The organism is Arcticibacterium sp. GJ41-1 (genome assembly GCF_055808875.1).
Map to the genome: position 1 here is coordinate 25,707 of NZ_CM147888.1, position 23,722 is coordinate 49,428.

At 36.9% G+C, this 23,722-nt stretch carries 15 protein-coding genes; 13 read left to right on the forward strand and 2 right to left on the reverse strand.

Annotation, left to right across the window (positions count from 1 at the left end; all coding sequences use genetic code 11):
* The first annotated feature begins 112 nt into the window (after positions 1–112).
* The 5 genes from AC0L6O_RS00115 to AC0L6O_RS00135 all read left to right on the forward strand — a co-directional run bounded on the left by AC0L6O_RS00115 (position 113) and on the right by AC0L6O_RS00135 (position 3,602).
* Entirely contained in the window at positions 113–1,684 is a 1,572-nt protein-coding gene (locus AC0L6O_RS00115) for a glycoside hydrolase family 32 protein (protein WP_473305408.1), read from the forward strand.
* 103 nt (positions 1,685–1,787) lie between these two features.
* A complete protein-coding gene (locus AC0L6O_RS00120) occupies positions 1,788–2,405 on the forward strand; it encodes a hypothetical protein (protein ID WP_473305409.1) in 618 nt (205 codons plus the stop codon).
* A gap of 87 nt (positions 2,406–2,492) precedes the next feature.
* Positions 2,493–2,900, forward strand: a complete 408-nt coding sequence (locus tag AC0L6O_RS00125) for a hypothetical protein (protein ID WP_473305411.1) — start codon at positions 2,493–2,495, stop codon at positions 2,898–2,900.
* A gap of 113 nt (positions 2,901–3,013) precedes the next feature.
* Positions 3,014–3,301 (forward strand): ribbon-helix-helix domain-containing protein, encoded by a 288-nt coding sequence (locus AC0L6O_RS00130; protein WP_473305412.1) that lies wholly within the window; start codon positions 3,014–3,016, stop codon positions 3,299–3,301.
* A complete protein-coding gene (locus tag AC0L6O_RS00135; RefSeq protein WP_473305414.1) occupies positions 3,291–3,602 on the forward strand; it encodes a type II toxin-antitoxin system RelE/ParE family toxin in 312 nt (103 codons plus the stop codon). Before AC0L6O_RS00130 ends, AC0L6O_RS00135 begins: the two co-directional genes overlap by 11 nt.
* A 108-nt stretch (positions 3,603–3,710) precedes the next feature.
* Here AC0L6O_RS00135 and AC0L6O_RS00140 read toward each other — a convergent pair whose 3' ends face one another.
* Positions 3,711–6,680, reverse strand: a complete 2,970-nt coding sequence (locus tag AC0L6O_RS00140) for an FAD-binding and (Fe-S)-binding domain-containing protein (protein ID WP_473305415.1) — start codon at positions 6,678–6,680, stop codon at positions 3,711–3,713.
* Between the two features lie 93 nt (positions 6,681–6,773).
* Entirely contained in the window at positions 6,774–7,775 is a 1,002-nt protein-coding gene (locus AC0L6O_RS00145; RefSeq protein WP_473305417.1) for a LacI family DNA-binding transcriptional regulator, read from the reverse strand.
* A gap of 349 nt (positions 7,776–8,124) precedes the next feature.
* Between AC0L6O_RS00145 and AC0L6O_RS00150 the strand changes: the two genes are divergently transcribed.
* The 8 genes from AC0L6O_RS00150 to AC0L6O_RS00185 all read left to right on the forward strand — a co-directional run bounded on the left by AC0L6O_RS00150 (position 8,125) and on the right by AC0L6O_RS00185 (position 23,719).
* Positions 8,125–8,760 (forward strand): uridine kinase family protein, encoded by a 636-nt coding sequence (locus AC0L6O_RS00150; protein WP_473305419.1) that lies wholly within the window; start codon positions 8,125–8,127, stop codon positions 8,758–8,760.
* Positions 8,753–10,069, forward strand: coding sequence for an MFS transporter (locus AC0L6O_RS00155; RefSeq protein WP_473305420.1), 1,317 nt, complete (start codon positions 8,753–8,755; stop codon positions 10,067–10,069). Before AC0L6O_RS00150 ends, AC0L6O_RS00155 begins: the two co-directional genes overlap by 8 nt.
* Positions 10,070–10,401: 332 nt before the next feature.
* Positions 10,402–13,410, forward strand: a complete 3,009-nt coding sequence (locus AC0L6O_RS00160) for a SusC/RagA family TonB-linked outer membrane protein (protein WP_473305422.1) — start codon at positions 10,402–10,404, stop codon at positions 13,408–13,410.
* Positions 13,411–13,434: 24 nt separating this feature from the next.
* On the forward strand, positions 13,435–14,931 hold the full coding sequence (locus AC0L6O_RS00165) for a RagB/SusD family nutrient uptake outer membrane protein (RefSeq protein ID WP_473305423.1): 1,497 nt from the start codon (positions 13,435–13,437) through the stop codon (positions 14,929–14,931).
* A gap of 84 nt (positions 14,932–15,015) precedes the next feature.
* Positions 15,016–15,585 (forward strand): hypothetical protein, encoded by a 570-nt coding sequence (locus AC0L6O_RS00170; protein WP_473305425.1) that lies wholly within the window; start codon positions 15,016–15,018, stop codon positions 15,583–15,585.
* A 3-nt stretch (positions 15,586–15,588) separates the two neighbouring features.
* Positions 15,589–18,855 (forward strand): VCBS repeat-containing protein, encoded by a 3,267-nt coding sequence (locus AC0L6O_RS00175; protein WP_473305427.1) that lies wholly within the window; start codon positions 15,589–15,591, stop codon positions 18,853–18,855.
* On the forward strand, positions 18,852–22,127 hold the full coding sequence (locus tag AC0L6O_RS00180) for a VCBS repeat-containing protein (protein ID WP_473305428.1): 3,276 nt from the start codon (positions 18,852–18,854) through the stop codon (positions 22,125–22,127). The genes AC0L6O_RS00175 and AC0L6O_RS00180 overlap by 4 nt, the downstream gene beginning before the upstream one ends.
* Before the next feature lie 92 nt (positions 22,128–22,219).
* The gene (locus tag AC0L6O_RS00185; RefSeq protein ID WP_473305429.1) at positions 22,220–23,719 is read left to right on the forward strand and encodes a polysaccharide biosynthesis protein; all 1,500 of its coding nucleotides are present in this window, start codon (positions 22,220–22,222) and stop codon (positions 23,717–23,719) included.
* Positions 23,720–23,722 lie beyond the last annotated feature (3 nt).

Consider the following 23,722-nt stretch of genomic DNA (forward strand, 5'->3'; position numbering starts at 1 on the left):
ACTTAATTTAGCGGTATCTTTTTGTATAACTAGAATACTAAATAAAGGGTATGGTAGAATGAAAAAGGCTTCTCAAGCTATCAGTCCTATTACTATAAATCTGTTTGTCAACATGAAACATTATTTTACTTTAAGAATACTATTCCTAATCACTCCAGTTCTTGCTCTTTTAGGATGCAATAATCAACAAGAAACGAAAGAGCCAACGGCTCAAAACTTGTATCAAGAAATGCATCGGCCTCAATTGCACTTTACTCCTGCCGCAAATTGGATGAATGACCCAAATGGAATGTATTTCTACGAAGGGAAGTATCATCTTTTTTATCAGTATTTTCCTGACAGTACGGTTTGGGGGCCAATGCACTGGGGACATGCTCAGTCTAGTGATTTAGTTTCATGGGAAGAGCTTCCTATAGCCTTATTTCCAGACTCTTTAGGTTGTATCTTTTCTGGTAGTGCTGTGGTTGACAATAATAATACTTCCGGATTAGGCACTTCAGAGACCCCCCCAATAGTAGCCGCATTTACCCATCACAATTTTGAAGGTGAAAAGGCTAAAACAAATGATTTCCAAACACAAAGTCTGGCCTTCAGCTTAGATGGTGGCACAGAATGGACAAAATTTAAGGGCAATCCTGTAATTCCAAATACTGAGAAAATTAAAGACTTTAGAGACCCAAAAGTGGTTTGGCATGAGCCATCAAAAAAATGGATTTTGACGCTTGCCGCCTATGATAAGGTAAAGTTTTACTCTTCTCCCAACCTTACTGACTGGGAGTTTCTTTCTGACTTTGGAATAAAAGGTGACGAACGCTTATGGGAATGCCCAGATTTGTTTCCAATTAAAGTAGATGATACAGATGAAATGAAGTGGGTTTTGATAGTAAGTATCCAAAAAGATGCTCCTAACGAAGGCACGGCCACCTCATATTTTGTAGGTGACTTTAATGGAAAGGAGTTTACAAGTGACATTAAAACCCAAAAATGGCTAGACTGGGGCACAGACAATTATGCTTTTGTTACCTGGAACAACATACCAAAAGAAGATGGTAGAGTCCTTGGAATTGGTTGGATGTCAAATTGGCAATACGCTCAAATAGTACCTACCGAAAAATGGAGAAGTGCCATGACCTTACCTAGGGAATTGAAATTGGTCAAAAAAGCCTCTAATTATGCTTTGCACAGCACTCTCACAAAGGAGTTTGAAACTTTAAGAGGAAAAGCCACCAATTTTGATGAGATGAACATTAGCGAACAAAAGGTTTTGGAGGGTTCTTTTTCGGCTTCGCAAACGGAACTAGAATTTACGGTTAATTTAAAGCAAACAACAGCCAATTCTTTCGGAATAAAACTTCAAAATGATTTAGGAGAGCACCTTTTAGTCAACTTCAATAAAGAAAAAGGAACATTAGAAGTAGACAGAACAAATTCAAGCAAGGACAAGTTTTCTGAGGATTTCTTCAAAAACATTCACTCTGCACCGCTAGATTTTGGTAAGGAAAATATGGACGTCCGCATTATTATTGATGCTGCTTCCATAGAGATTTTCATCAATGATGGCGAGTTAAACTTCACGAGTATTTTCTTCCCTACTAAAAACTTTGATACCATCTCGTACTTTACTAAAAACGGAAACTGGAACATCAATAATGCTAAAGTATATCCTTTAAAGAGTATTTGGTGAGGTAAATAGCCCAGGGTCTTTTTAAGTGGAATGACGAAATTGTGAAAATGAAACCATACTATTAACTTTAACTGTATAATTTCACTCACACAAGCTTTTAACTATGAAGCATTTTGTCAAAGTAGTTTTTGCTCTGCTTTCAATTACTACCGTCAATGCACAGAAAAATTTACGTGCAACTTATATTAATTTGCCTCCGCTAATCGCTACGTCAATTGAAGTGGGACAAGAATATACTGTCAAGCCAAATAAGCCAATTGACATTGCGGCCGGGATAGTCATCAATAGCAATTACCTCAAACAATATCATAAAGCGGACGTATCTTATGAAATAACTCAACGATCTGGACTTTACTTAAAAGTTTCTAAGAAGTTTATAGCACGAAAATTCGAAGATAAACTTGGCCCATATTTCGGTGTTTTTATAAGCAGCGGCTTGGGTTTTGAAAAAGCGACCTACAAACCCCAAAGCCCATATCCAACACCAGGTGAAGGTGAAAAAGCCAATAAAATCTCTTATATCAGCGGCTTAGGGTTCACGCTTGGCATAAATCCTCCTCAAAATACGCCTTTTGGTCTTGAGCCTGGAATACAAGTAGGAATTAGTCCTTTTAATAATCAATTACAGAGCCTCAAATATACCCCAGGTTTAGGAAGAAACTTAATGGGTTTTTATCTACAAGGAGTTTTGAAGTTTAGGTTTCATCATGTGGCTGACTGAATCTTTTATGTTTGATTTATAGGAAAACCAAATTACAAACCTCCGCTTTTTATTAAGTATCTTCGAATCATAAAAGCACCTATTCCAATGTTAAAAAAAATACTTTCTCTTTCATCTTTAGTTCTACTAATCGGGTTTTCTGCATGTCAGAACAATGAAACCAAAGAAGAACAATCATATCAAGAAGACACTATAGCTTCTGAAAAACCCTCTGAAGATGATATAAAAGAAGGCCTGCTAGACAAAACCGTGTATTATACGCCAAGAGGCGAAGGTGAGACCAAGTGGACTTTCGTAGACCTTTCGGAATTCCTAGATTTAAGAATCATAGAAGAAAAACAGGATGAAACCTATTGGGAAGCAAAAGTTGACTTCGACTTAGTGGATTATAACACAGAAATAAACTATTTCATGAGCGGTATAATCCAATGCAAAAAGGATGGCTCAAACTGGGAGGTAACGAACTTTAAGATGCTGGAGTATAGGAAAGAGTAAGTGAAATAACCTTAGGAACACCACTTCTCTAAATCCCTTCTTTCATAAAAACCTAACATTTACTGCAGCAACACTACAGTAAATGTTTATATTTAGACAATAAATTGAAAATCATGGCAAGGATAGATTTAAGTGAACCTTATGAATTATACCTCAAAAAACAGGTAGATTCTGGCTTGTACCGCTCCATAACTGCGGCAGCTGAGGATGCTATTAGAAAGCAAATGCTGGAAGATGAAAAAAACCGAATAGCTTCTGTATATGCTGCAATAGCGAAAGGCGAAGCTTCTATAAAAAGTGGTAATGTAGTTCAATTTTCCGACAACCTTATGAAAGAGATTTCTGAAAAAGCTAGACAGAATTCACTTTCTGGCAAAAAGGTAAAAGAGGATGTCAGATAACAATTATGTTTTAAATATATCCCAAGATGCCTACGATGATTTAACTGATATCCAACAATATACCCTTGAAACCTTTGGAGAAAACCAATTGATAAAATATGAATCCCTTCTTAATGAAGCATTATTATTGATTTGTTCCAACCCAAGAATTGGTCATTCTAGACCGGATATCCCAAACGAATATTTAGCTTGGCCAGTTGGCGAACATATTTTCATTTACAGAATAGAGGACTCCATTATTTATTTAGTAAGAGTGCTTCATAATAAAATGGATTTTCGATTTCAGTTCCAAATGGACTAAGCACATTGGGCAATTTCAACTTTGAATCACACTTTTTTTCTAGGATGATAAATGCCTTTGCATTTATTACTTGAATCCAAAATTCATAATGATATGCCCATTTCCCTCTCACCTCAAAGCCCCCCAAAGCACCTCCACAGGATGTAAAGCCTTTCTGCCTGTACCATCATGAATTTGGTGACGGCAGCTGGTTCCTGGTGCAGCTATGATTACTTCTTCTGGTTGCTCACGTACGGTTGGGAAAAGTACCAACTCCCCTATTTTCATAGAGATGTCATAATGTTCTTTTTCGTATCCAAAAGAACCTGACATGCCGCAGCAGCCACTCGGAATTAACTGGACATTATAGTTAGGCGGAAGAGAAAGCATTTTCTTGGTAGGTACCATAGAACTCACCGCTTTTTGTTGGCAGTGACCATGCAATTTGATTAGCTTTTCTTCGTCTGTGAAAATGGACTTGTCTAGCTTCTTTTTATCTATTTCTCTGGCAATAAACTCGTCTATCATCAGAGCATTTTTTGCCAACTTCTCTGCTTTTTCAGCCAGTTCTAGATTTACTAGTTCTGGATAATCATCTCTAAAGGCCAAAATACAAGATGGCTCTATACCAATTAAAGGCGTCTCTTCAGAAATAAGCTCGTGAAGCATTTCCACATTTAAGTTTGCTCTCTCTTTTCCTTCGTCTAGCATTCCCTTTGATAGGTATGGTCTTCCAGAATCTACATGGTCAGGAATTATGACAGCGTAACCCAATTTTGACAAGAGCTTAATCGCAGTTTGACCTATGGTCACATCATTATAATTAGAGAACTCATCACAGAATAAATATACTTTGCCTTTATCGCCGTTTTGAAATTGCGAAGCATTCTTCTTATACCAACTTAATAGCGTGGTACTATGCAGCAACGGCATAGTACGGTTTGGGTGAAAACCGACTACTTTATTTGCCAACCTCCTAATTGGCTCGTTTTTGAAAAAGAAGTTATAAGCACTTGGCATAATAGCACCCAATTTGCTCATTTTAGAGAAATTGGCTATCATTTTTGACCTAACAGGCACGCCATTTTTCTTCTGATAATGGTACATAAACTCCATTTTGAGCTTCGCCATATCCACATTACTTGGGCATTCAGATTTACATCCTTTGCAAAGCAAACATAAGTCAAGTACTTCTTTTACTTCCTTATTATCAAAACGCTCTTCGCCATTCCCTACAATATTATCAAAAGACACCACGCCGTCTGCTCTTGTCAAAGATTCCCTCAGAATATTTGCTCTGGCCCTGGTAGTATGTTTCTCGTCTTTGGTAGCCATAAAGCTAGGGCACATAGTACCTCCGCTTATCTCCGTTTTACGGCAGTCGCCAGAGCCATTACACTGCTCGGCGTGCTGTAGAATATCTTGGTCCTTAAACCTAAAAATAGTCTCAAACTTAGATGTTATTTGACCCGGCTCATACCGCAGCATCTCATTCATGGCTGGGGTATCCACTATTTTATTGGCATTAAAAACGCCTTTTGGGTCCCATGTATATTTGAGTTTGCGAAGCAACTGATAGTTCTTCTCCCCTATTTGTTCAGGAATAAACTCCGCTCTCAGTCTACCGTCGCCATGCTCCCCAGAAAGGGAGCCTTTATATTTCTTTACTAGCGTAGAAATGTCTTGAGCCACATCTCTAAACTGCTGATTTCCTTCTTTGGTCTTAAGATTAATAATTGGTCTCAAGTGTAATTCCCCAGAGCCCGCATGAGCATAATGCACACAGCTAAGTCCTCTTTTGGCTAAGGTGACATTAAATTCTTCTATAAAGGACGGCAAATCATTTACATCTACAGCCGTATCTTCTATAACAGGAACGGCTTTCTCGTCTCCAGGAAGATTTGACAATAGCCCTAGACCCGCTTTCCTTAAAGTCCATACTTTCTTGATATCATCACCAAACAAAATAGGAAAATGATAGCCATAACCAGCTGCTCTCATTTCCGCTTCCATGGCAGAAGCTTGCTCTTTTACTATTTCTATGCTGTCGCCAAAGAGTTCTATACAAAGCAACGCTTTAGGGTCTCCTTCTACAAAGAACCTATTCGCCATTTGTTCTTTATTAGCTTTGGTACATTCTAAAATATAGTGGTCCATCAGTTCTACAGCCGATGGATTATATTTCAAAGCAATAATATTGGCTTTTAAAGAATCGTCAATGGTTTCAAAATGCCCTGCCACCACGCCTTTGTGCTTAGGCGGCATTTCATTTACATGAATCTTTATTTCTGTGATAAACATGAGCGTTCCCTCAGAACCCGCTATTAGTTTACAAAAGTTAAAATTATCTTTAGCCTCTGGCGTGAACGGTTTTGTTTCTAAGAGCTCGTCAATGGCATAGCCCGTATTTCTTCTCGGAATACTTCTTTTAGGAAATTGCTCCCTAATCTCTTTAGCTACTTCACTGTTTGAAAGTGTATCAAACACATTCAGGTAAATCTTATCTTCTAAGGTTAGTTTTGCCGTAGGTATAACTCTCTTTTTCTCAATTATTTCTTCGAACTCATCCGTTGTCAAACTTTTGAATTCAACTTCAGAACCATCGCTCAAAAAACCTTTTACAGAAAGTAAATGGTCTCTGGTACTTCCGTAGTAAACTGAATTAGTTCCACAAGAATTATTACCAACCATACCGCCTACCATCGCTCTATTAGCGGTAGATGTTTCTGGCCCAAAGAAAAGGTCAAAATCTTTTAAATAGTGATTTAACTCGTCACGAACCACAGCTGGCTCCAGTCTTACCCAAGACTCTTCCTTATTTACTTCTAAAATTTTGGTGAAGGTTTTGGATACATCTACTATGATACCTTTACCTACTACCTGACCTGCTAGCGATGTACCAGCAGTTCTAGGAATCAATGTCACCTTCTTTTTATTGGCAAATTTTATCAGCGTTTTAATATCTTCCCCATCTTCCGGAAAAGCTACCGCCAATGGGATTTCTCTATATGCCGAAGCGTCGGTGGCATATAGCGTCTTAGTAATACTATCGTCTAAAAATTTCCCCTTGAAGTTATTGGTAATTTGGCTGAAGTTCATGTATAAATGTCCGTTAGATTTCCTAAAGCAAATGTATTGCTAAAAGTTTAGACACTAAATATTCTTGCTAAATAGATAAAGCTAATTTCGATTTTAATTTAGGTCTTTTACCGACTCCAATTCTACCAAATTACAATCTATCTTCAGTGTTTTTGTTTGACAGGTTTTATCTTTGATTCTTTCTAAAAGGAGATTCACAGCAGTTTCTCCCACCAATTTAGGTGAATGAAAATAATGTGTAATTCTTGGATGTAATATTTTAGGCATCACGCCGTCACTAATAACTATGAGAGAAATATCTTCTGGAATTTTGTAAGAATGCCGCTGTAAACCGCTGTGACATCTCATCATGAGTTCATCTGTCATGGCAAAAAGAGCAGAAACGTCCTTGTTCACATTAAGGAAATTCAATAATGTTTCGTCAAAACGGTCAAGGTCACTTATCATTAAAATAAGCGGTTCTATATTATTTTCTTCACAAGCCCGCTTGAAGCCAGCTAAGCGTGTTTCTGTAATCATTTGACTACTGTGAGAAAATACTCCACCTATTTTTCTGTGTCCTTTTTTGATAAGGTAATTGATGGATTCTTCGGCTATACCCGCTCCATCAATACCCACCGAACTCATATCATCATTCTCCCTAATCTTATCTAAAAGCACTATTGGTGCTCCGTCACTATTAAGTTTTGAAAGCTCTTCAGAGTTACTAAAACCCGAACTGATAGAAATCATAATACCATCCACCGACAGTTGATTACAATAGTCTATCAAGTCCAACTCTTTTTGATAAGAGTCGTCCGATTGAAACACTAAAAGAGAATAACCTTTTTGACCAACAACTTCAGAGATACTTTTCATCATCTCCGGAATAAAAAACATGTGATATTCTGGCAAAATCAAGCCAATAAGTCCTGAGCTTTTAGTTCTAAGGTACCTGGCCCTTAAATTTGGCGTATAATTATACAGCTCGCTGGCTTCCCTAACCTTTTTTTTAGTGTCTTGACTAATGTCTGGATGGTCTGAAAGAGCTCTAGAAACTGTTGAAATAGAGAGGTTCAAAGCTTTCGCTAACTCCTTAATTGTAACTCTTTTCATTGATTTTTTCTCTTAAATGAATATTTATCCTAAAAGTTTCCCACAAGGAACGTTTGCACAATCGTTTGCAATGTAATTCTTTTTTTTAGTACATATTCAAGATTTAGTTTTACCATCTAATGGTTGAATAAATGAATTGTTTTCAATTTAGAGAATAGTTTACGTTGCAAAATTTAAAGTCTGCGGTTTTTTTTACCGCAGATTTTTTCTCTCAGAAAAGTCTTATGAGAAATCTAGCTTTTTCTTTTCTAAAGGCCATTAAAATAAGCGTACCAATAAAAAGTACCACCAAAAAGTAAAGATCAGAAAACAGTCTTTATTAAGACCCAAAATACTTTGACTTATATAAATGGAAGAAAGAATTTCTCTAAAGAAAGACTATATGGAGTTTGCTTTAAAGCTCTGTAATAAAATTAGTTCTGAATGGAAAAAAGACAAACTGGTCATTGGCATTACAGGAGAATCTGGTAGTGGAAAATCTGTTACAGGTTTAGGGTTAAAGGAAGCTTTTCAGTCAAAAGGTTTAAAAGTTGCCTACTTACAGATGGATGATTATTTCCATCTACCGCCGCTCACTAATCATCAAAATCGACAAAAAAGCTTCGATAATATTGGCCCACACGAAGTTGATTTACAAGAATTAGAAAAACATATTACCTCATTCTTTAATAACGAAGAAACGCTTGGACGTGAATGCGTATTTTCAGAAAATCAATTTCTAGAAAAAACAATTAGTTTTAAGGACAAAACCGTTTTAATAGTAGAAGGCACCTATATAGGAGAACTAGAAAAATTAGATGTTTTAGTTTTTATAGACAGAGACTATAAGGAAACTCTAAAAAATAGAATGGAGCGAGGACGTGAAGCTTTTGACCCATTTATAGAAAAGGTTTTGGACATTGAACATAACATTATAAAGAAATATAAATCGCATTCTAACATAGTTATCGACAGCAATTATAACATAGAAAAAAATTATGCTTAAAAAGGTAAAACCCTTACTTGGCTTTCGAGAAATTATCAATATGAATTTTGGCTTCTTTGGTTTGCAGTACAGTTTCGGCTTACAGCAGGCTAACATGAGCCCTATTTACTCCTATTTGGGAGCTGAGGAGCATAATTTACCTTTCCTTTGGTTAGCTGGTCCTATGACAGGCTTAATAGTCCAACCAATTATTGGAGCTATTTCTGACAAAACGGTTTCTAAATGGGGAAGACGTAGGCCCTATTTCTTTGTAGGTGCTATTCTGTGTAGTTTAATGCTATTCATCATGCCATTTAGTAGTACTGTCTGGATGGCTGCCAGTGTTCTCTGGATTCTTGATGCTGCTAATAATATTACGCAAGAGCCATACCGAGCTTTTGTAAGTGACAAACTTGACAAATCTCAGCACTCTTTGGGTTACCTTTCTCAAAGTGCATTTACCGGATTAGGGCAAACTTTATCTTACCTAACACCTAGTATTTTAATATTCTTCGGAATGAGTCAAGCCGCAAAAAGCGAAAGCGGTATCCCAACTACTACTTACATTGCATTTTTGATAGGTTCTGTAGTTTCTATTGGTAGTATTTTATGGTCTTTAAAAACCACCAAGGAAATTCCATTAACAGAAGAAGAAATAAAAAAGATAAAAGCAGAAAAAGGTGGCGTAGCCAAAACCTTTAGTGAAATATGGGAAGCTATCAAAACAATGCCGCTCAATATGAAACTAATGACACCAATGATGTTCTTCAGTTGGTACGCTATGTTTATCTATTGGCAGTTTATCACACTGGGCTTATCAAAAACTTTTTATGGTACTACTGACCCTTCAACTGTAGGCTTCCGAAGTTCAGAACTATTGACGGGACAAATTGGGGCTTTTTATAATTTTATTGCTTTTGCCGCAGCATTTGGAATGGCAGCAGTAGCTAAAAGATTTAGCCCTAAATACCTCCACCAAGTTTGCCTAATATTGGCTGGTCTTAGCCTAACATCAATTCCTTTTCTAAAAGAACAATGGCAAATATTTATCCCTATGGTTGGGCTTGGTTTAGCTTGGGCAAGTATGATGGGAAATCCTTATATCATCCTCTCAAATGCCATCACATCAAACAAAACGGGCGTATACATGGGAATCTTTAATTTGTTCATTGTAATACCCATGTTAATTGAAACTTTCACGTTCCCTTTTATCTATAAAAACTTATTAAAGAGTGACCCTCAATTAGCTCTTATGGGAGCTGGTGCTTTCTTGTTTATTGCTGGTGTCTTAGTAAGCTTCGTAAAAACAAACTCCTCAATAGAAGAGTAAAACATACCTAAATAAAACCCCTTTTCTAGGTAATGAGGATTGTCAATTAATTTTGGCAATCCTCTTTTTATTCAAACCTCCATTAGACCTTAACCTACAAAAGAACAATTTCTACAAATTCTGTAATATTTCCTTCTTAAAATTCAACTTATGCAATCGTTTGCGGAAAATTGCAATCGTTTGCAAACATTATTTCTACAAAAAATCCAATTTTAGCACTCCTGATGTTTGCTTCTTGCCCTCTTCTTTTCGTAGGTTTGTTCTTGAAATTATAGGTATGAAAACCCCTATAGGTTCGTGTCATAACTTGAATTTAAACAAAATTAAAAAATATGATTAATCAGCTCTACCAGAAAAGCCTGAGCACACTCCAGAAGAGTGGGATGTCATTATCAAAGTTAGCTTTTACAACACTAACATTATGCATCATCTCATTTACCTCGTTTGCTCAAAACATCAATGTAAGTGGAAAGGTAATTGATACAACTGGCGAAGAAATGCCGGGTGTCAGTATCCAAGTAAAAGGGAGTACAACAGGTACTTCAACAAGTGTTGACGGAAATTACACCATTAATAATGTACCTACAAACGGCACGCTAGTATATAGCTTTGTTGGAATGGAAGCTCAAGAAGTTGCTGTTCAAGGACGTACTACTATTAATGTTACTTTAGCTAACGATGACCAACTTTTAGAAGAAGTTGTAGTTGTAGGTTATGGTACAGTAAAAAAGAAAGATTTAACCGGAGCAGTTAATGCCATCGGAACTAAAGATTTCCAAAAAGGTGTAGTTACATCTCCTGAGCAATTAATGCAAGGTAGAGTAGCCGGTGTTCAAATCACCCAAAGCTCAGGTGAGCCAGGTGGTGGAATTAACGTTCGTATACGAGGAACATCTTCAGTATATGGTGGTAATAACCCATTATTTGTAATTGATGGTGTACCACTTAGTGGTGGTAATACGTCAGCTGGTGGAGAAACTCAAGGCCTGGGTCGTCAGTCTGCTAAAAATCCTTTAAACTTTTTAAACCCTGCTGATATCGCAAGTATCGACATCCTCAAAGATGCATCTGCTACTGCCATTTATGGTGCTCGTGGAGCTCAAGGGGTAGTTTTAATTACTACCAAAAAAGGGAAGGGAAAAGGAACTCTTGATTACGGGTATTCTTTAGGAATTAGTAACATTACTAAGAAATACGACCTACTATCTTCAGAAGAATTTGCAGCAGCAAACCCAGTACAAGATTTAGGTGCTAGCACTGACTGGCAAGACGAACTATTCAGAACAGGTATTGCACATCAGCACAACCTATCTTATGGTGGCGGAGATGCTACTGGAAACTATAGATTTTCTTTAGGGTACCTAGACCAAAATGGTATCATAGAAACTTCGTCTATTAAAAGATACTCAATTGGTTTTTCAGGAGGAAAGAAGTTCATCAATAATAAACTGAACATTACTTCTAACATTAACCTAGCAAACACGCAGGATAGTGGTGTAGCAATATCTGAGAACTCTGGTAATACTGGTGACCTATTGGGTAATATACTAAAAACTAACCCAACAATGCCGGTTCGTACCAATGGTGAATTTACACAATTAGGTATCACGCTTGCTAACCCATTAGCAATAGTTAATTTAAACAAAGACAGAACAAACTCTCTTAGAGCTTTAGGTAACTTATCTGCAGAACTAGAAATAGTTGAAGGCTTAAAGTTCAAAACAGTCTTAGGTTTTGACAAATCTTTTTCAAGTAGAAAGAATGCTTTATCAAGAGACTTAGTTTTACAAGGAGTTGATGGAATTGGTCGTCTTTATATCACCGACATCGAATCTGACAACAATCTTTGGGAAAACTACTTCACTTACGACAAAGATTTAGGTAACGTAACACTTAACGCTTTACTAGGGTACTCTTACCAAAGCTTTGATGGCTACTACAAGAGCTCAAACCTTGCGAATTTCAACACTTCTGATTTAGACCTAATGATTAACAATCTTGCTTCTGCTGATGCATCTTCTGCAGTAAGTAACTTTGTTTCTAACTCTTCTTCAGAAAGAGACGAATTACAGTCTTACTTTGGACGTTTAAACTTAAACATGGGTAAATTCTTAGTTACCGGTACTTTGAGAGTAGATGGTTCTACTAAGTTTGGTGGAAATAACAAATATGGTTACTTCCCTTCTGGAGCTTTCAAATGGAAGTTGATAGACGAAGACTTCATTCCTAAAAATGTATTTTCTGATTTAGCTCTTAGAGTTGGATATGGTGTAGTAGGAAATCAAAACATTCCTCACAACCTTTATCAAAAAAGAGTTAGATATGGTAACTGGGCTGCAGACCAGGGTGCTACTACTATAACAGGGGGAGGCCAATCTTTCGTTGCATTCCAAAATCCAGATCTTAAATGGGAATCAACTGCCGCTCTTAACATTGGTTTAGACTTTGCTTTTGCAAATAACAAAGTGAGTGGTAATATCGAATTCTATGACAAGCATACGAAAGACTTATTATTCCAAGTAAACTCTGCTCAGCCAGCTCCAAATCCATTCTCTTGGGAAAACTTAGATACCGATGTTCAAAACAGAGGTGTTGAGTTAGGCTTAAATGTAATTGCAGTTGACAATCAGAAATTCACATGGGAAGTGCTTGGAAATGCAGCCTACAATAAAAACCTTATCAAAAATTTAACAGGTGTATATGACACAGGTGAAATTAACGGACAGGGTTTGTCTGGAGCATTTGCTCAGCGTTTAGCTGCAGGACAACCGATGTTTGCATACTTCTTACGTGAGTTTGGCGGTTTTGACGAAAACGGAAACTCTATTTATCCAAATGGTGACTTCCAAAACTTTGTTGACGCAAGTCCGCTACCAGTAGTTACAGCAGGTTTAACAAACAATTTTACTTTTGGAAACTTTGATGCAAGCATATTCTTTAACGGTGTATTTGGAAACTATATATACTCAAACACCAGAAATGCATTCTTCACAAAAGGTGCTTTAACAAATGGAGGAAACGTTACAAAAGAAGTAGTAGAAAACAATGAAGGTCCTTGGAATGCTCCTGATGTTTCAACCCGTTTCTTAGAAAAAGGAGATTTTGTTAGACTTCAGAACCTTAATCTAGGATATCGCGTACCTCTAAGTAGTGGCAATGCAATATCTAGCCTTAGATTATTTGTTACTGGTCAAAACTTAATGACATTCACAAAGTATAGTGGTCAGGATCCTGAAGTAAGTACAAACAAATCTATCAATGGAATACCTTCTTTTGGAATAGATTACACCGCATATCCTAGAGCTAGAACTTGGACTATCGGAGCAAATATTTCATTCTAAGATAAACTTTAATAATTAGACAAGATGAAAAATATAAAATTAAAAAATATTCTATTAGCCAGCTGTGGGGTCTTTATGATGACTGCATGTACTGACCTAATAAACGACGAAAAAGACACTATTGTGTCAGCGAGCGACGGAAGCGGGGGCTTTGCCGCTGGAGACCCTACTGAACTTTTAAGTTCTGCATATAAAGATTTAGGAGCTTATACTGACCAAAACAACATTTACGCTTTAGGTCAACATACATCAGCAGAAATGATTCCTCCTACTAGAGGAGTTGACTGGGGTGACAATGGTGTTTGGAGAACTTTAGACCAGCATACATGGGATGCTACGCACTCTGCAGTATTAGGTTCTTGGAACCAATTAAACGAAAGAGCATATAAGTGTAATGAGATTATTGCCTCTAACCCTTCTCCTGCTCAAAAAGCAGAAGCTCAATTTTTAAGAGCCCTTAATATGTTCCATGTAATGGACTATTTTGGAAAGGTACCTTTCAGAGAGGTAACCGAAGGTGTTGATGTAGACCCTAGAGTATTGTCAAGAAGTGAAGCTTTTGACTTTATCGTTTCTGACTTAGAAGCTGCCGTTTCTGGACTTGATGCTATGGGACCTCAACCTCTACAAGCTAAAGCAAACAAAGCAGCAGCTAACTTCTTATTGGCAAAGCTTTATCTTAACAAAGCAGTTTATACTGCGGCATCTCCAGCAGGACCATATTCTTTTGACAATGCCGATATGGCAAAGGTCATAAGCTATGTAGACGCTATAACAGCTGATGGTTACTCTATCAGTGATGACTTTTTTGGTAACTTTACTGAAAACGAGGCAAACACTGAAACAATTTTAAATTCTGCTGAGGGTACTCCTCAAAACCGATGGATGATGACATTGCATTATGATCAAAATCCTTCTGGATGGAATGGTTTCACTACACTAGCTGACTTCTATGATACTTTTGAAGAGGGTGATGTAAGAATAGGCCGTCCAGCTGATGCAGATGGAACAGACATGTCTGGTATTGCATATGGCTTTTTGATTGGTCAGCAATACGATGACAATGGAGAGCCTATAACAGATTCAAGATCTCAAAATCTTTTGAAGTTCACACGTGACGTCTCTTTATCTGGGGCTCCTACTGATAAGGGAATTCGTGTAATTAAATATCATCCTGCCAAAGCTGGAAAATATATCTTAATGAGATATGCTGAAGCTTATTTAATGAAAGCTGAAGCTTTGATGCGTTCAGGAGACACTTCAGCAGCATTAGCTATGATCAATGACTTAAGAGCTAAACGTGACGCTCAGTCATTGTCTAACCTTGATGAAAATTCAATGTTTGATGAGATTGGCCGTGAACTATACTGGGAAGGCGGAAAAAGAACTACTGAAATTCGTTTCGGAAAATTCACTACAGGTACTGGAGCATTAATTCAGGACGACTATACAGTATTATATCCAATTCCTTCTTCTGCTATAGTTTCTAACCCTAACTTAGAGCAAAACGAAGGGTATTAACAATACCTCTTTCTTTAATATTTAAAAATGCTCGAACTAGTTTCGGGCATTTTTATTTTATTTGAGATGAATTCCAAATTATAGATGAAAAACTACCTCTTTTTTCTTTTCTCCTTATTTCTTCTAAGCCAATGCCAAAGTAGCTCAGAGTCAAAATGGGATACCCAAATTTTTGAGGCACTACAAAAGCTAGAAGCAGATAAAATCTTAGTAGAAATTAAGATTGGAAATGAAGACTTTTATAATAAAGAGGTTCCTTTTGGTGGCACCATCACTCTAAACGAACCATCTTGTTTTGTAAATCTTAGAAACCTAGATGGAGGAAACGTAGTTGTAAATATTGAAGGGCATGAATGGTACATGGCGAATGAAAAAAAGATTCTTTTCAAAGGCGGTTTAACAGAAACAAAATCTTTGCACGGTTCATTCTTGATTGGTAGAAAAGACAAATTAAAGGGCGAGGGCTATGTCTTAAATGATGGTAACTTCCAGCTTAAACAATTAAATAATGAAGCCTGTATTATCACAGTAATCGGCACCGTAAAAAGTCCTTTTGATGATGCCATCATAAAACCTATTGAAGGATTCATTGTTTGGAAAAAGCCAGCTCCATTAACCTCAAACGAAAGAGCTAAAACTTTCTTCTTCAATTAAAACATGCTTAGAAAACCCTTCATAGCCATATTCCTCCTTCTGACTCTTTCTGCCTGCAAAGAAGAGAAAAAAAGTATTTTCACCCTTCTAGAAAGTTCAAGTACTGGAATTTCGTTTTCAAACGACATTTACAATACGGATAAGTTTAACATCTTCAACTATCGTAACTTTTATAACGGAGGTGGCGTAGCTGCTGGTGATATTAATAATGACGGCTTAACTGATTTACTATTTACGGCCAATATGGGCTCAAACAGATTATATCTTAACAAAGGCAACATGACCTTTGAAGATATTACCGAAAAGGCAGGAATAGGAGAAATAGAGAAATGGAGTACTGGCGTAGTCATGGTTGACATAAACGCCGACAATTTGCTAGACATTTACGTTTGCAACGCCGGTTACAGAAAAGGAATAAGCACAGAGAATGCCTTATTTATTAACAACGGAGATTTAACTTTCACAGAAAAAGCAGCCGAATATGGCTTAAATGAAAATGGCTACACCACACATACAGCATTTTTCGACTACGATAAAGATGGCGACCTTGACGCTTATGTACTAAATAATAGTTTTATCCCTGTAAACACCCTAAACTACGCAAACAACAGAGACCTAAGAGCCAAAGATTGGCCAGTAAAAGATTTCATGAAGGGCGGTGGAGATAAACTTCTTAGAAATGATGATGGCCACTTTGTAGATGTAAGTGAAGAATCGGGAATCTACGGTAGCTTAATAGGTTTTGGCTTAGGGATTACCGTAGGTGACGTAAATAATGACAACTGGCCTGACATGTACGTGTCGAACGATTTTTTTGAAAAAGACTACCTCTACATTAATCAAAAAGATGGCACTTTTAAAGAAGATTTAGAAAACAGAATTGGGCATACAAGCATGGCTTCCATGGGTGCCGACATGGCAGATTTAAACCAAGATGGCAAACCTGAAATTTTTGTAACAGACATGCTGCCTGGAACAGAAGAAAGGCTAAAAACCACCGCTTCTTATGAAAATCACTACATACAAACATTAAAAAAAGAAAGAGGCTTCTATAACCAATACATGCAAAATAGCCTTCAGTTAAATGACGGCAATGGTTACTTCTCTGAAATTGGACAGTTTTCCGGCGTTTCAAAAAGTGACTGGAGCTGGGGAGCATTACTCTTTGATGCTGATAATGACGGGCTGAATGACATTTATGTGAGTAATGGAATTAGACATGACGTCATAGACCAAGACTTTATAGACTTTTTCACAAATGAACTCAACCAGAAAATGGCTCTTTCTGGTCAAAAAGAGAGCATTGATAAAATTCTAGAGCAAATGCCTAGCAAGCCTATTGTCAATAGTTTTTTCAAAAATACAGGTGGCCTCAAATTCACGGAAAGCTCTAATGATTTTGGTTTTAGAGAAGAGTCTTTTTCAAATGGAGCAATGTATGTTGACCTTGATAATGATGGTGATTTAGACTTGGTAGTTAATAACATAAACCAAGAATGCTTTATTTACGAGAATCAAAGCAGCAAAGAGAATCATTATTTAAAACTTAAGCTTAAAGGAGACGGGCAAAACACATTTGCAGTAGGTTCAGAAATTGCCGTTTATGCAGATAATAAGATATACAGCAAGCAATTGATTCCTTCGCGAGGTTTTCAATCTTCTTCCGACTATGTTCTAACTTTTGGTTTAGGAAAAAATACCAGCATTGACTCCATCACGGTTCTTTGGCCTAACGATGCTTATTCCTTCTTAGGTGAAACAAAAGTTGATACCACACTAACAATTGATATTGCTTCCGCAGAAAAAGGCAGTAGAAGAGCATCTTTCAATGCTAAGAAAGTCCTTTTTGATATTTTAGAAACCTCTTTTGAGAAGCATCAAGAAAACGAATATTTAGATTATTACTCCGAAAAGAACATACCATTTAATCTATCTGCCGAAGGTCCAAAGGCAGCTTATGGAGATATTAATAATGACGGTCTTAGTGACATAATAATTTGCGGAGCTTCAAACCAGGCAACACAAGTCTATCTTAATAGCTCAAAAGGCTTCATTAAAAGTACTCAAGCCGACTTAGATAGATTTGCGAGATTTGAAGATACCGCATTAGAACTTTTTGATGCAGATGCTGACGGTGACTTGGATTTATACATTGGCTCAGGAGGAAATGAATACAAAGCCAGAAGTAAAGAACTAATGGACAGGCTTTATATAAATGATGGGGCAGGTAATTTCAAAATTAACGGAGCAGCTCTTCCAATTACTAGTTTAAATACCGCTGTAGTAAAATCAGAGGACATAGATGGTGACGGTTTCTTAGATTTATTTGTTGGCTCCAGAAATACTCCTCAAGAATATGGTAAAGCCACCTCTAGTTTTATTCTTAAAAATAATGGCAAAGGAGAGTTTGCCATTCATGCCGAAATAACTCAGCTAGGTTTAGTAAATGACGCTAACTGGACAGACATTGACGGAGACGGTAAAAATGAACTTATAATCTTAGGGGACTGGATGAGCCCTAAGATTTATAAAAATCAGAATGGAGATTTAAGCGAATGGAAAGACAGCGGACTTGAAAATCTATTTGGTTTTTGGTCTTCAGGAAAATCGGTAGACATTGACAATGATGGAGATTTTGATTTGGTATTAGGAAACCTAGGAGAGAACTTTTCACTAGATATTTCTCAAACAAAACCTTTAAAACTCTGGGTAGCTGATTTAGATAAAAACGGCACCTTAGACAAGGTTATTTCAAAAACTGTAGATGGTAAAGACAGCCCTGTGTTTCTAAAAAGAGACTTAACTGAACAGTTTCCTGCATTAAAAAATACAAGTCTGAAACACTCAGAATATGCTAAAAAGACCATTCAGGACTTATTTGAAATGATTGACAACAGAGAGATTGAACCACTATTAGTCAATTTCAATAAAAGCATAGTCGCTATTAATGATGGAAAAGGTCATTTCACCATTAAAGAACTTCCTACCGAAGTACAGTTTTCTTGTGTTAATGATATTGGTGTTTTAGACATTGATAATGATGGATACCAAGATTTAATAATTGGCGGGAATAGTTCTCAAATGATTCCTCAATTTGGCACCTTGGATGCTTGCAAAGGAAAAGTACTCCTTAATAATAAAGGGAATAGCTTTACTTACATTTCGGATTTGAAACTACGCGGAGAAGTAAGACAGGTTCTGCCATTAGAAAACAAAGACGTACTAATTTTGAGAAACAATGAAACCCCAAAATGGTACCATTTCAAATGAAAAAAGCCTTCCTTTCTTGCTGTCTGCTCACGCTATTGATTGCTTGCAATAAACAGGTTAAATCTCCTGACTTTCGTTTATTAGAAGCAGAAAAAACTGGATTAAACTTTGAAAACACTTTAACTCCTGGCCCAGAACTTAACATTTTTAATTACCTATATTTCTATAATGGAGGCGGCGTGGGAGCAGGTGACTTAAACAACGATGGCCTTATAGACCTTGTGTTTTCATCAAATTTGGGTGAAAACAAAATATTTAAGAACTCGGGAAATTTAAAATTTGAAGACATTACAGAAAGAAGTCTACTCACATCAAATGGTGGCTGGTCAAACGGTGTTTCTATAGTAGATATTAATAATGATGGCTTACTGGACATTTACATATCGCAAGTAGGAAATTACGACAAACTAAAAGGTGTCAATCAACTTTATATCTGTCAAAAGATAGAAAACGGAATTCCAGTTTATAAAGAACTTGCTGAAGAATATGGCTTAAACATAAAATCACTCGCTACTCAGGCCGCTTTTGTCGATTTTGACCTTGATGGCGATCTAGACTTCTATTTGCTGAACCACTCCGCTCATAGAAACGGCACTTTTGGAGCTAGAAAGAACTTTCTAAACACTTTTCATCCTGATGCAGGCGATAGATATTATGAGAACCAAGATGGTTTCTACATTGACAAAACCAAAGAGTCTGGAATTCATAGTAATGCTTTAGGGTACGGTTTGGGTATTGCCGCAGGCGACATCAACATGGACGGCCTTCCTGATTTATACATTGGAAACGATTTTCATGAGAATGATTATCTGTATATAAATAAAGGAAACGGCGTTTTCAAAGATGACACAGAAAATCAAATGCCACATACCAGTCGTTTTAGTATGGGGGTAGACATAGCCGACATCAACAATGACCTTTTTCCTGAGATAGTTTCGCTTGACATGCTGCCTTATGACTACAAGCTTATTAAAATGGCAGACGGAGAAGATGTCTTTTACAATTTTAACTTCAAACTAGACCAAGGCTATAATATCCAATTTTCTAGAAATGCTCTGCAGCTAAATAACAGAAATAACTCTTTCAGCGAAATTGCTATGTTTTCTGGCGTACATGCCACAGACTGGTCTTGGAGTTCTCTTTTGTTTGATTTTGACAATGACGGCTTAAAAGATTTATTTATCTCAAACGGGATAAATAAACGCATGAATGATACTGATTATATGAATTATGTATCAAACGATGCCATTCAAGAGCGTATCAATAAAAATGAGTTTAATGAGTCTGATGAACTATTGACAGACCTACTACCCGAAGTAAAAATCCCCAATAAGTTTTTTAAAAATGGAGGTGATTTAAACTACCTAGACTTAACGCCATCCATCCAAAACAATATTTCCTCTTTCTCAAATGGAGCCATTTATGCCGATTTGGATAATGATGGTGATTTGGATGTGGTAACAAACAACATCAACGAAAAAGCCTTTTTATACGAAAACCTAAATCAGGGCAATAAACACCTTAAAATAAATCTTAAAGGCTCCGCCCAAAATATAAACGCAATAGGTTCAAAAGCCATTTTATATGCCGGAGGGAAAATCCAATATCAAGAAAAATTTCCTGTAAGAGGTTTTCAGTCAAGTTCAGAAGCAAGTTTGCTTTTTGGAATTCCTAGCGGTCAATCTGTAGATTCTTTATTAATCATTTGGCCTGATAATTCTTATCAAACGCTACACTCAGAAATTACAGACAGCATTATTTCTTTAGCCTATAAAACAGACCTACCGACATTCAATTATGAAAGTTTACAACAGAAAGAGGCGAGTATCACCTTTGAAGATGTAGCTTCTTTATATGGTTTAAAAATTGAGCATAAAGAAAATAGGTTTAATGAATTTGATAGAGAAGCCTTAATTCCTAGTATGAACTCCACGCCAGGACCCGCCATTGCAGTAGCAGATATTAACCATGATGGCTTGGAAGATTTTTTTATAGGCAGCTCTAAGTGGGAAAAAGATAAAATATTTATTCAAACAGCTTCGGGTTTATTTGATGAGCTTAAACAAGAAGCATTAGAAAAAGACAGCACTTTTGAAGCTTCCGATGCAAACTGGGCAGATATTAATGGAGATGGTCATCTAGATTTATTAGTAGCCGACGGCGGAAACGAATACTCAGGTAAAACGCCCTTTCTTAAACCTAGAGTTTACCTTAATGATGGCTCAGGTAATTTGACAAAAAAAGAGAATGCATTTCCTAATATTTTTGAGACCCAAGCCTGTTTAGAAACTGCAGATTTTGATAATGATGGAGACATTGATGTATTTATAGGTGGCAAAACTATCTCATGGGGCTACGGTCAAATGCCAAATTCATACTTACTTATAAATGATGGCAAGGGTAATTTTCAGGACAAAACACCAAACGAGCTAAAAACCATTGGCATGATAAGAGATGCCAAGTGGCTTGATATAGATCATGACAATGACCTAGACCTTATAATTGCTGTACAATGGGATGGAATTTACTGTTTTGAAAACACGAATGGTTCTTTCACAAAAAAAACACTGACCGACAAGAAGGCCTGGTGGAACATGCTGTACCCTGCCGACATTGACAATGATGGTGACTTGGATTTTATAGTAGGCAACCTAGGGGAAAACAGCAGAATAAAGGCAAGCGAAACAGAACCTGTAAGAATGTACGTCAATGATTATGATGAAAATGGCAGGCCTGACCAAATTCTTACACATTACATGAATGGGAAAGAAGGTTTATTTGCCGACAAAAAAGAGCTAGAAAAACAAATGCCATTCATTAGAAAAAACTATAACCTCTCAAGGGACTTTGCCAATGCCGACTTTGCAGATATTTTAGGAAAAGATAAAATCAAGAATGCGACACGCTTTGAGGCCAATTATTTTAGTAATGCGGTTCTTGTCAATAATGGTAACTGGAACTTTGAATTAAAAAAACTCCCTACCACCGCTCAGCTAGCACCTATGGCTGCTGCAAGTAAAGTTGATGATAAAAACTATCTCTTAATGGGTAATTTCTTTGACGCCAATATTCAATTAGGTAGGTATGATGCAGATTTCGGTGGAATGCTTCAGTTTCAAAACGATAGCACCATGAGTCACTCTAGTTTAACCAACTTAAAAGTAAAAGGTCAAGTCAGGTTCATAGCTCCTATTAAAATCAAGGGTACCACCCACTATATTGTTGCCAGAAACAATGATGACTTGATGGTTTTAAGAAAGATTGAAAGATAAATGTTAACATTGCAGTTCGGTTTATGACCACGAGCAATTTAAACCGAAGAAAACCAATTTTCATTGTATCATAATTTGGCTTTAAGTAGATAATGTATTTCCTAAAAAAATTAGTTGGTGATACTGTTTTATATGGTTTAAGTAGCATTGTTGGGCGACTTTTGAATTGGCTTTTGTTCATTGTCCATACGCGAGTTTTTGAACAGCCTCGCCTACTTTCTGACAACGCACAGCTTTATACCTATGTCATTGCTCTTAACGTAATCTATACCTTCGGTATGGAAACCGCCTTTTTTAGGTACGCCAGCAAAAAAGAAAACCAGTCGGAGTATTTCAATATCATCCTCACCTTTATCATACTTTTAGGAGGAACACTCTCTACCCTATTTATTCTAGGAGCTACACCGCTTATTGACGCCATTGGCTACCCAGGAAAAGAAAGACTAATCATCTGGTTATCCGTGATTTTGGTAGTTGACGCTATTTCTGCCATTGCTTTTGTGAAACTAAGAGCACAAAACAAGGTAAAACGATTTGTGAGCATTAGGTTGATTAATATTTTCATCAACATCGGTCTCAATGTCTTCTACCTAATGTTTTGTAATTACATTTTACAAGACCTTTTCTTGCCAGACTTAAAACCATTTGCGGCATATTTTTATAATCCTGCCATTGGTCCTGACTATATCATTTGGGCTAATTATGTGGCCAGCGTTGTAACCTTATTATTACTCTGGAAAGAATTTGTTGGCTTCAAATTCACGTGGGATTGGGCGAAGCTCAAAACCGTTTTAAACTACGCATACCCACTCTTAATAATGGGAATGGCAGGAGCCATCAATCTTACAGCTGATAGATTAATGTTTAGAGGTTTATTGCCTGATGGCTTCTATCCTGGATTCAACACTGAAGACGCATTCTCCATATATGCCAACGTCTATAAGTTTTCCATATTCATGACTTTGGTGGTACAAGCATATCGCTATGCCGCAGACCCTTTCTTCTTTTCTAAAATGGGAGAGAAAAACTCGCCAAACATGATAGCCCTAAGCACCAAGTGGTTTACCATTGCTTGTATTTTTATCTGGATTGCGGTTTCTATAAATCTAGATTGGATTGGTTTACTTATTGGCAGTACCTACCGTTCTGGCTTAATTGTGGTGCCAATTCTTTTGTTTGCCAACCTCATGATAGGCGTTTACGGAAATATCTCTATCTGGTATAAATTGACGGACAAAACTTTTTACGGCACCTGGATTACTCTTGGCGGAATGGCTCTTACCGTGATATTAAATATCATTTTGATTCCTCAGTATGGATATTTAGGCTGTGCTATCACTTTTGCCATAAGCTCACTTTTAATGGTAGTAGCCTGTTATTATTATGGTCAAAAGCACTTCCCTGTTCCTTATAGCCTTATTAAGGTCTTAATTTACATCGTATTGGCGGCAGCAATAATTATAATTGATTCGCAAATACAATACGCTGGATTGCAGTATTCTGTGCCAGTTCATTTAATTTTGTGTGCAGCTTTCTTAACCGTAGTTTATTTCATGGAAAGAAAGACCTTCTCAGAATTAAAGACAACCTAGAAC

What these genes read in the sequence shown, in the direction of transcription:
- AC0L6O_RS00120 (WP_473305409.1), top strand. Translation starts at nt 1,788, where the DNA reads ATGAAGCATTTTGTCAAAGTAGTTTTTGCTCTGCTTTCAATTACTACC.
- AC0L6O_RS00135 (WP_473305414.1), top strand. Translation starts at nt 3,291, where the DNA reads ATGTCAGATAACAATTATGTTTTAAATATATCCCAAGATGCCTACGAT.
- AC0L6O_RS00150 (WP_473305419.1), top strand. Translation starts at nt 8,125, where the DNA reads ATGGAAGAAAGAATTTCTCTAAAGAAAGACTATATGGAGTTTGCTTTA.
- AC0L6O_RS00185 (WP_473305429.1), top strand. Translation starts at nt 22,220, where the DNA reads ATGTATTTCCTAAAAAAATTAGTTGGTGATACTGTTTTATATGGTTTA.
- AC0L6O_RS00125 (WP_473305411.1), top strand. Translation starts at nt 2,493, where the DNA reads ATGTTAAAAAAAATACTTTCTCTTTCATCTTTAGTTCTACTAATCGGG.
- AC0L6O_RS00155 (WP_473305420.1), top strand. Translation starts at nt 8,753, where the DNA reads ATGCTTAAAAAGGTAAAACCCTTACTTGGCTTTCGAGAAATTATCAAT.
- AC0L6O_RS00175 (WP_473305427.1), top strand. Translation starts at nt 15,589, where the DNA reads ATGCTTAGAAAACCCTTCATAGCCATATTCCTCCTTCTGACTCTTTCT.
- AC0L6O_RS00140 (WP_473305415.1), bottom strand. Translation starts at nt 6,680, where the DNA reads ATGAACTTCAGCCAAATTACCAATAACTTCAAGGGGAAATTTTTAGAC.
- AC0L6O_RS00145 (WP_473305417.1), bottom strand. Translation starts at nt 7,775, where the DNA reads ATGAAAAGAGTTACAATTAAGGAGTTAGCGAAAGCTTTGAACCTCTCT.
- AC0L6O_RS00130 (WP_473305412.1), top strand. Translation starts at nt 3,014, where the DNA reads ATGGCAAGGATAGATTTAAGTGAACCTTATGAATTATACCTCAAAAAA.
- AC0L6O_RS00165 (WP_473305423.1), top strand. Translation starts at nt 13,435, where the DNA reads ATGAAAAATATAAAATTAAAAAATATTCTATTAGCCAGCTGTGGGGTC.
- AC0L6O_RS00115 (WP_473305408.1), top strand. Translation starts at nt 113, where the DNA reads ATGAAACATTATTTTACTTTAAGAATACTATTCCTAATCACTCCAGTT.
- AC0L6O_RS00170 (WP_473305425.1), top strand. Translation starts at nt 15,016, where the DNA reads ATGAAAAACTACCTCTTTTTTCTTTTCTCCTTATTTCTTCTAAGCCAA.
- AC0L6O_RS00160 (WP_473305422.1), top strand. Translation starts at nt 10,402, where the DNA reads ATGATTAATCAGCTCTACCAGAAAAGCCTGAGCACACTCCAGAAGAGT.
- AC0L6O_RS00180 (WP_473305428.1), top strand. Translation starts at nt 18,852, where the DNA reads ATGAAAAAAGCCTTCCTTTCTTGCTGTCTGCTCACGCTATTGATTGCT.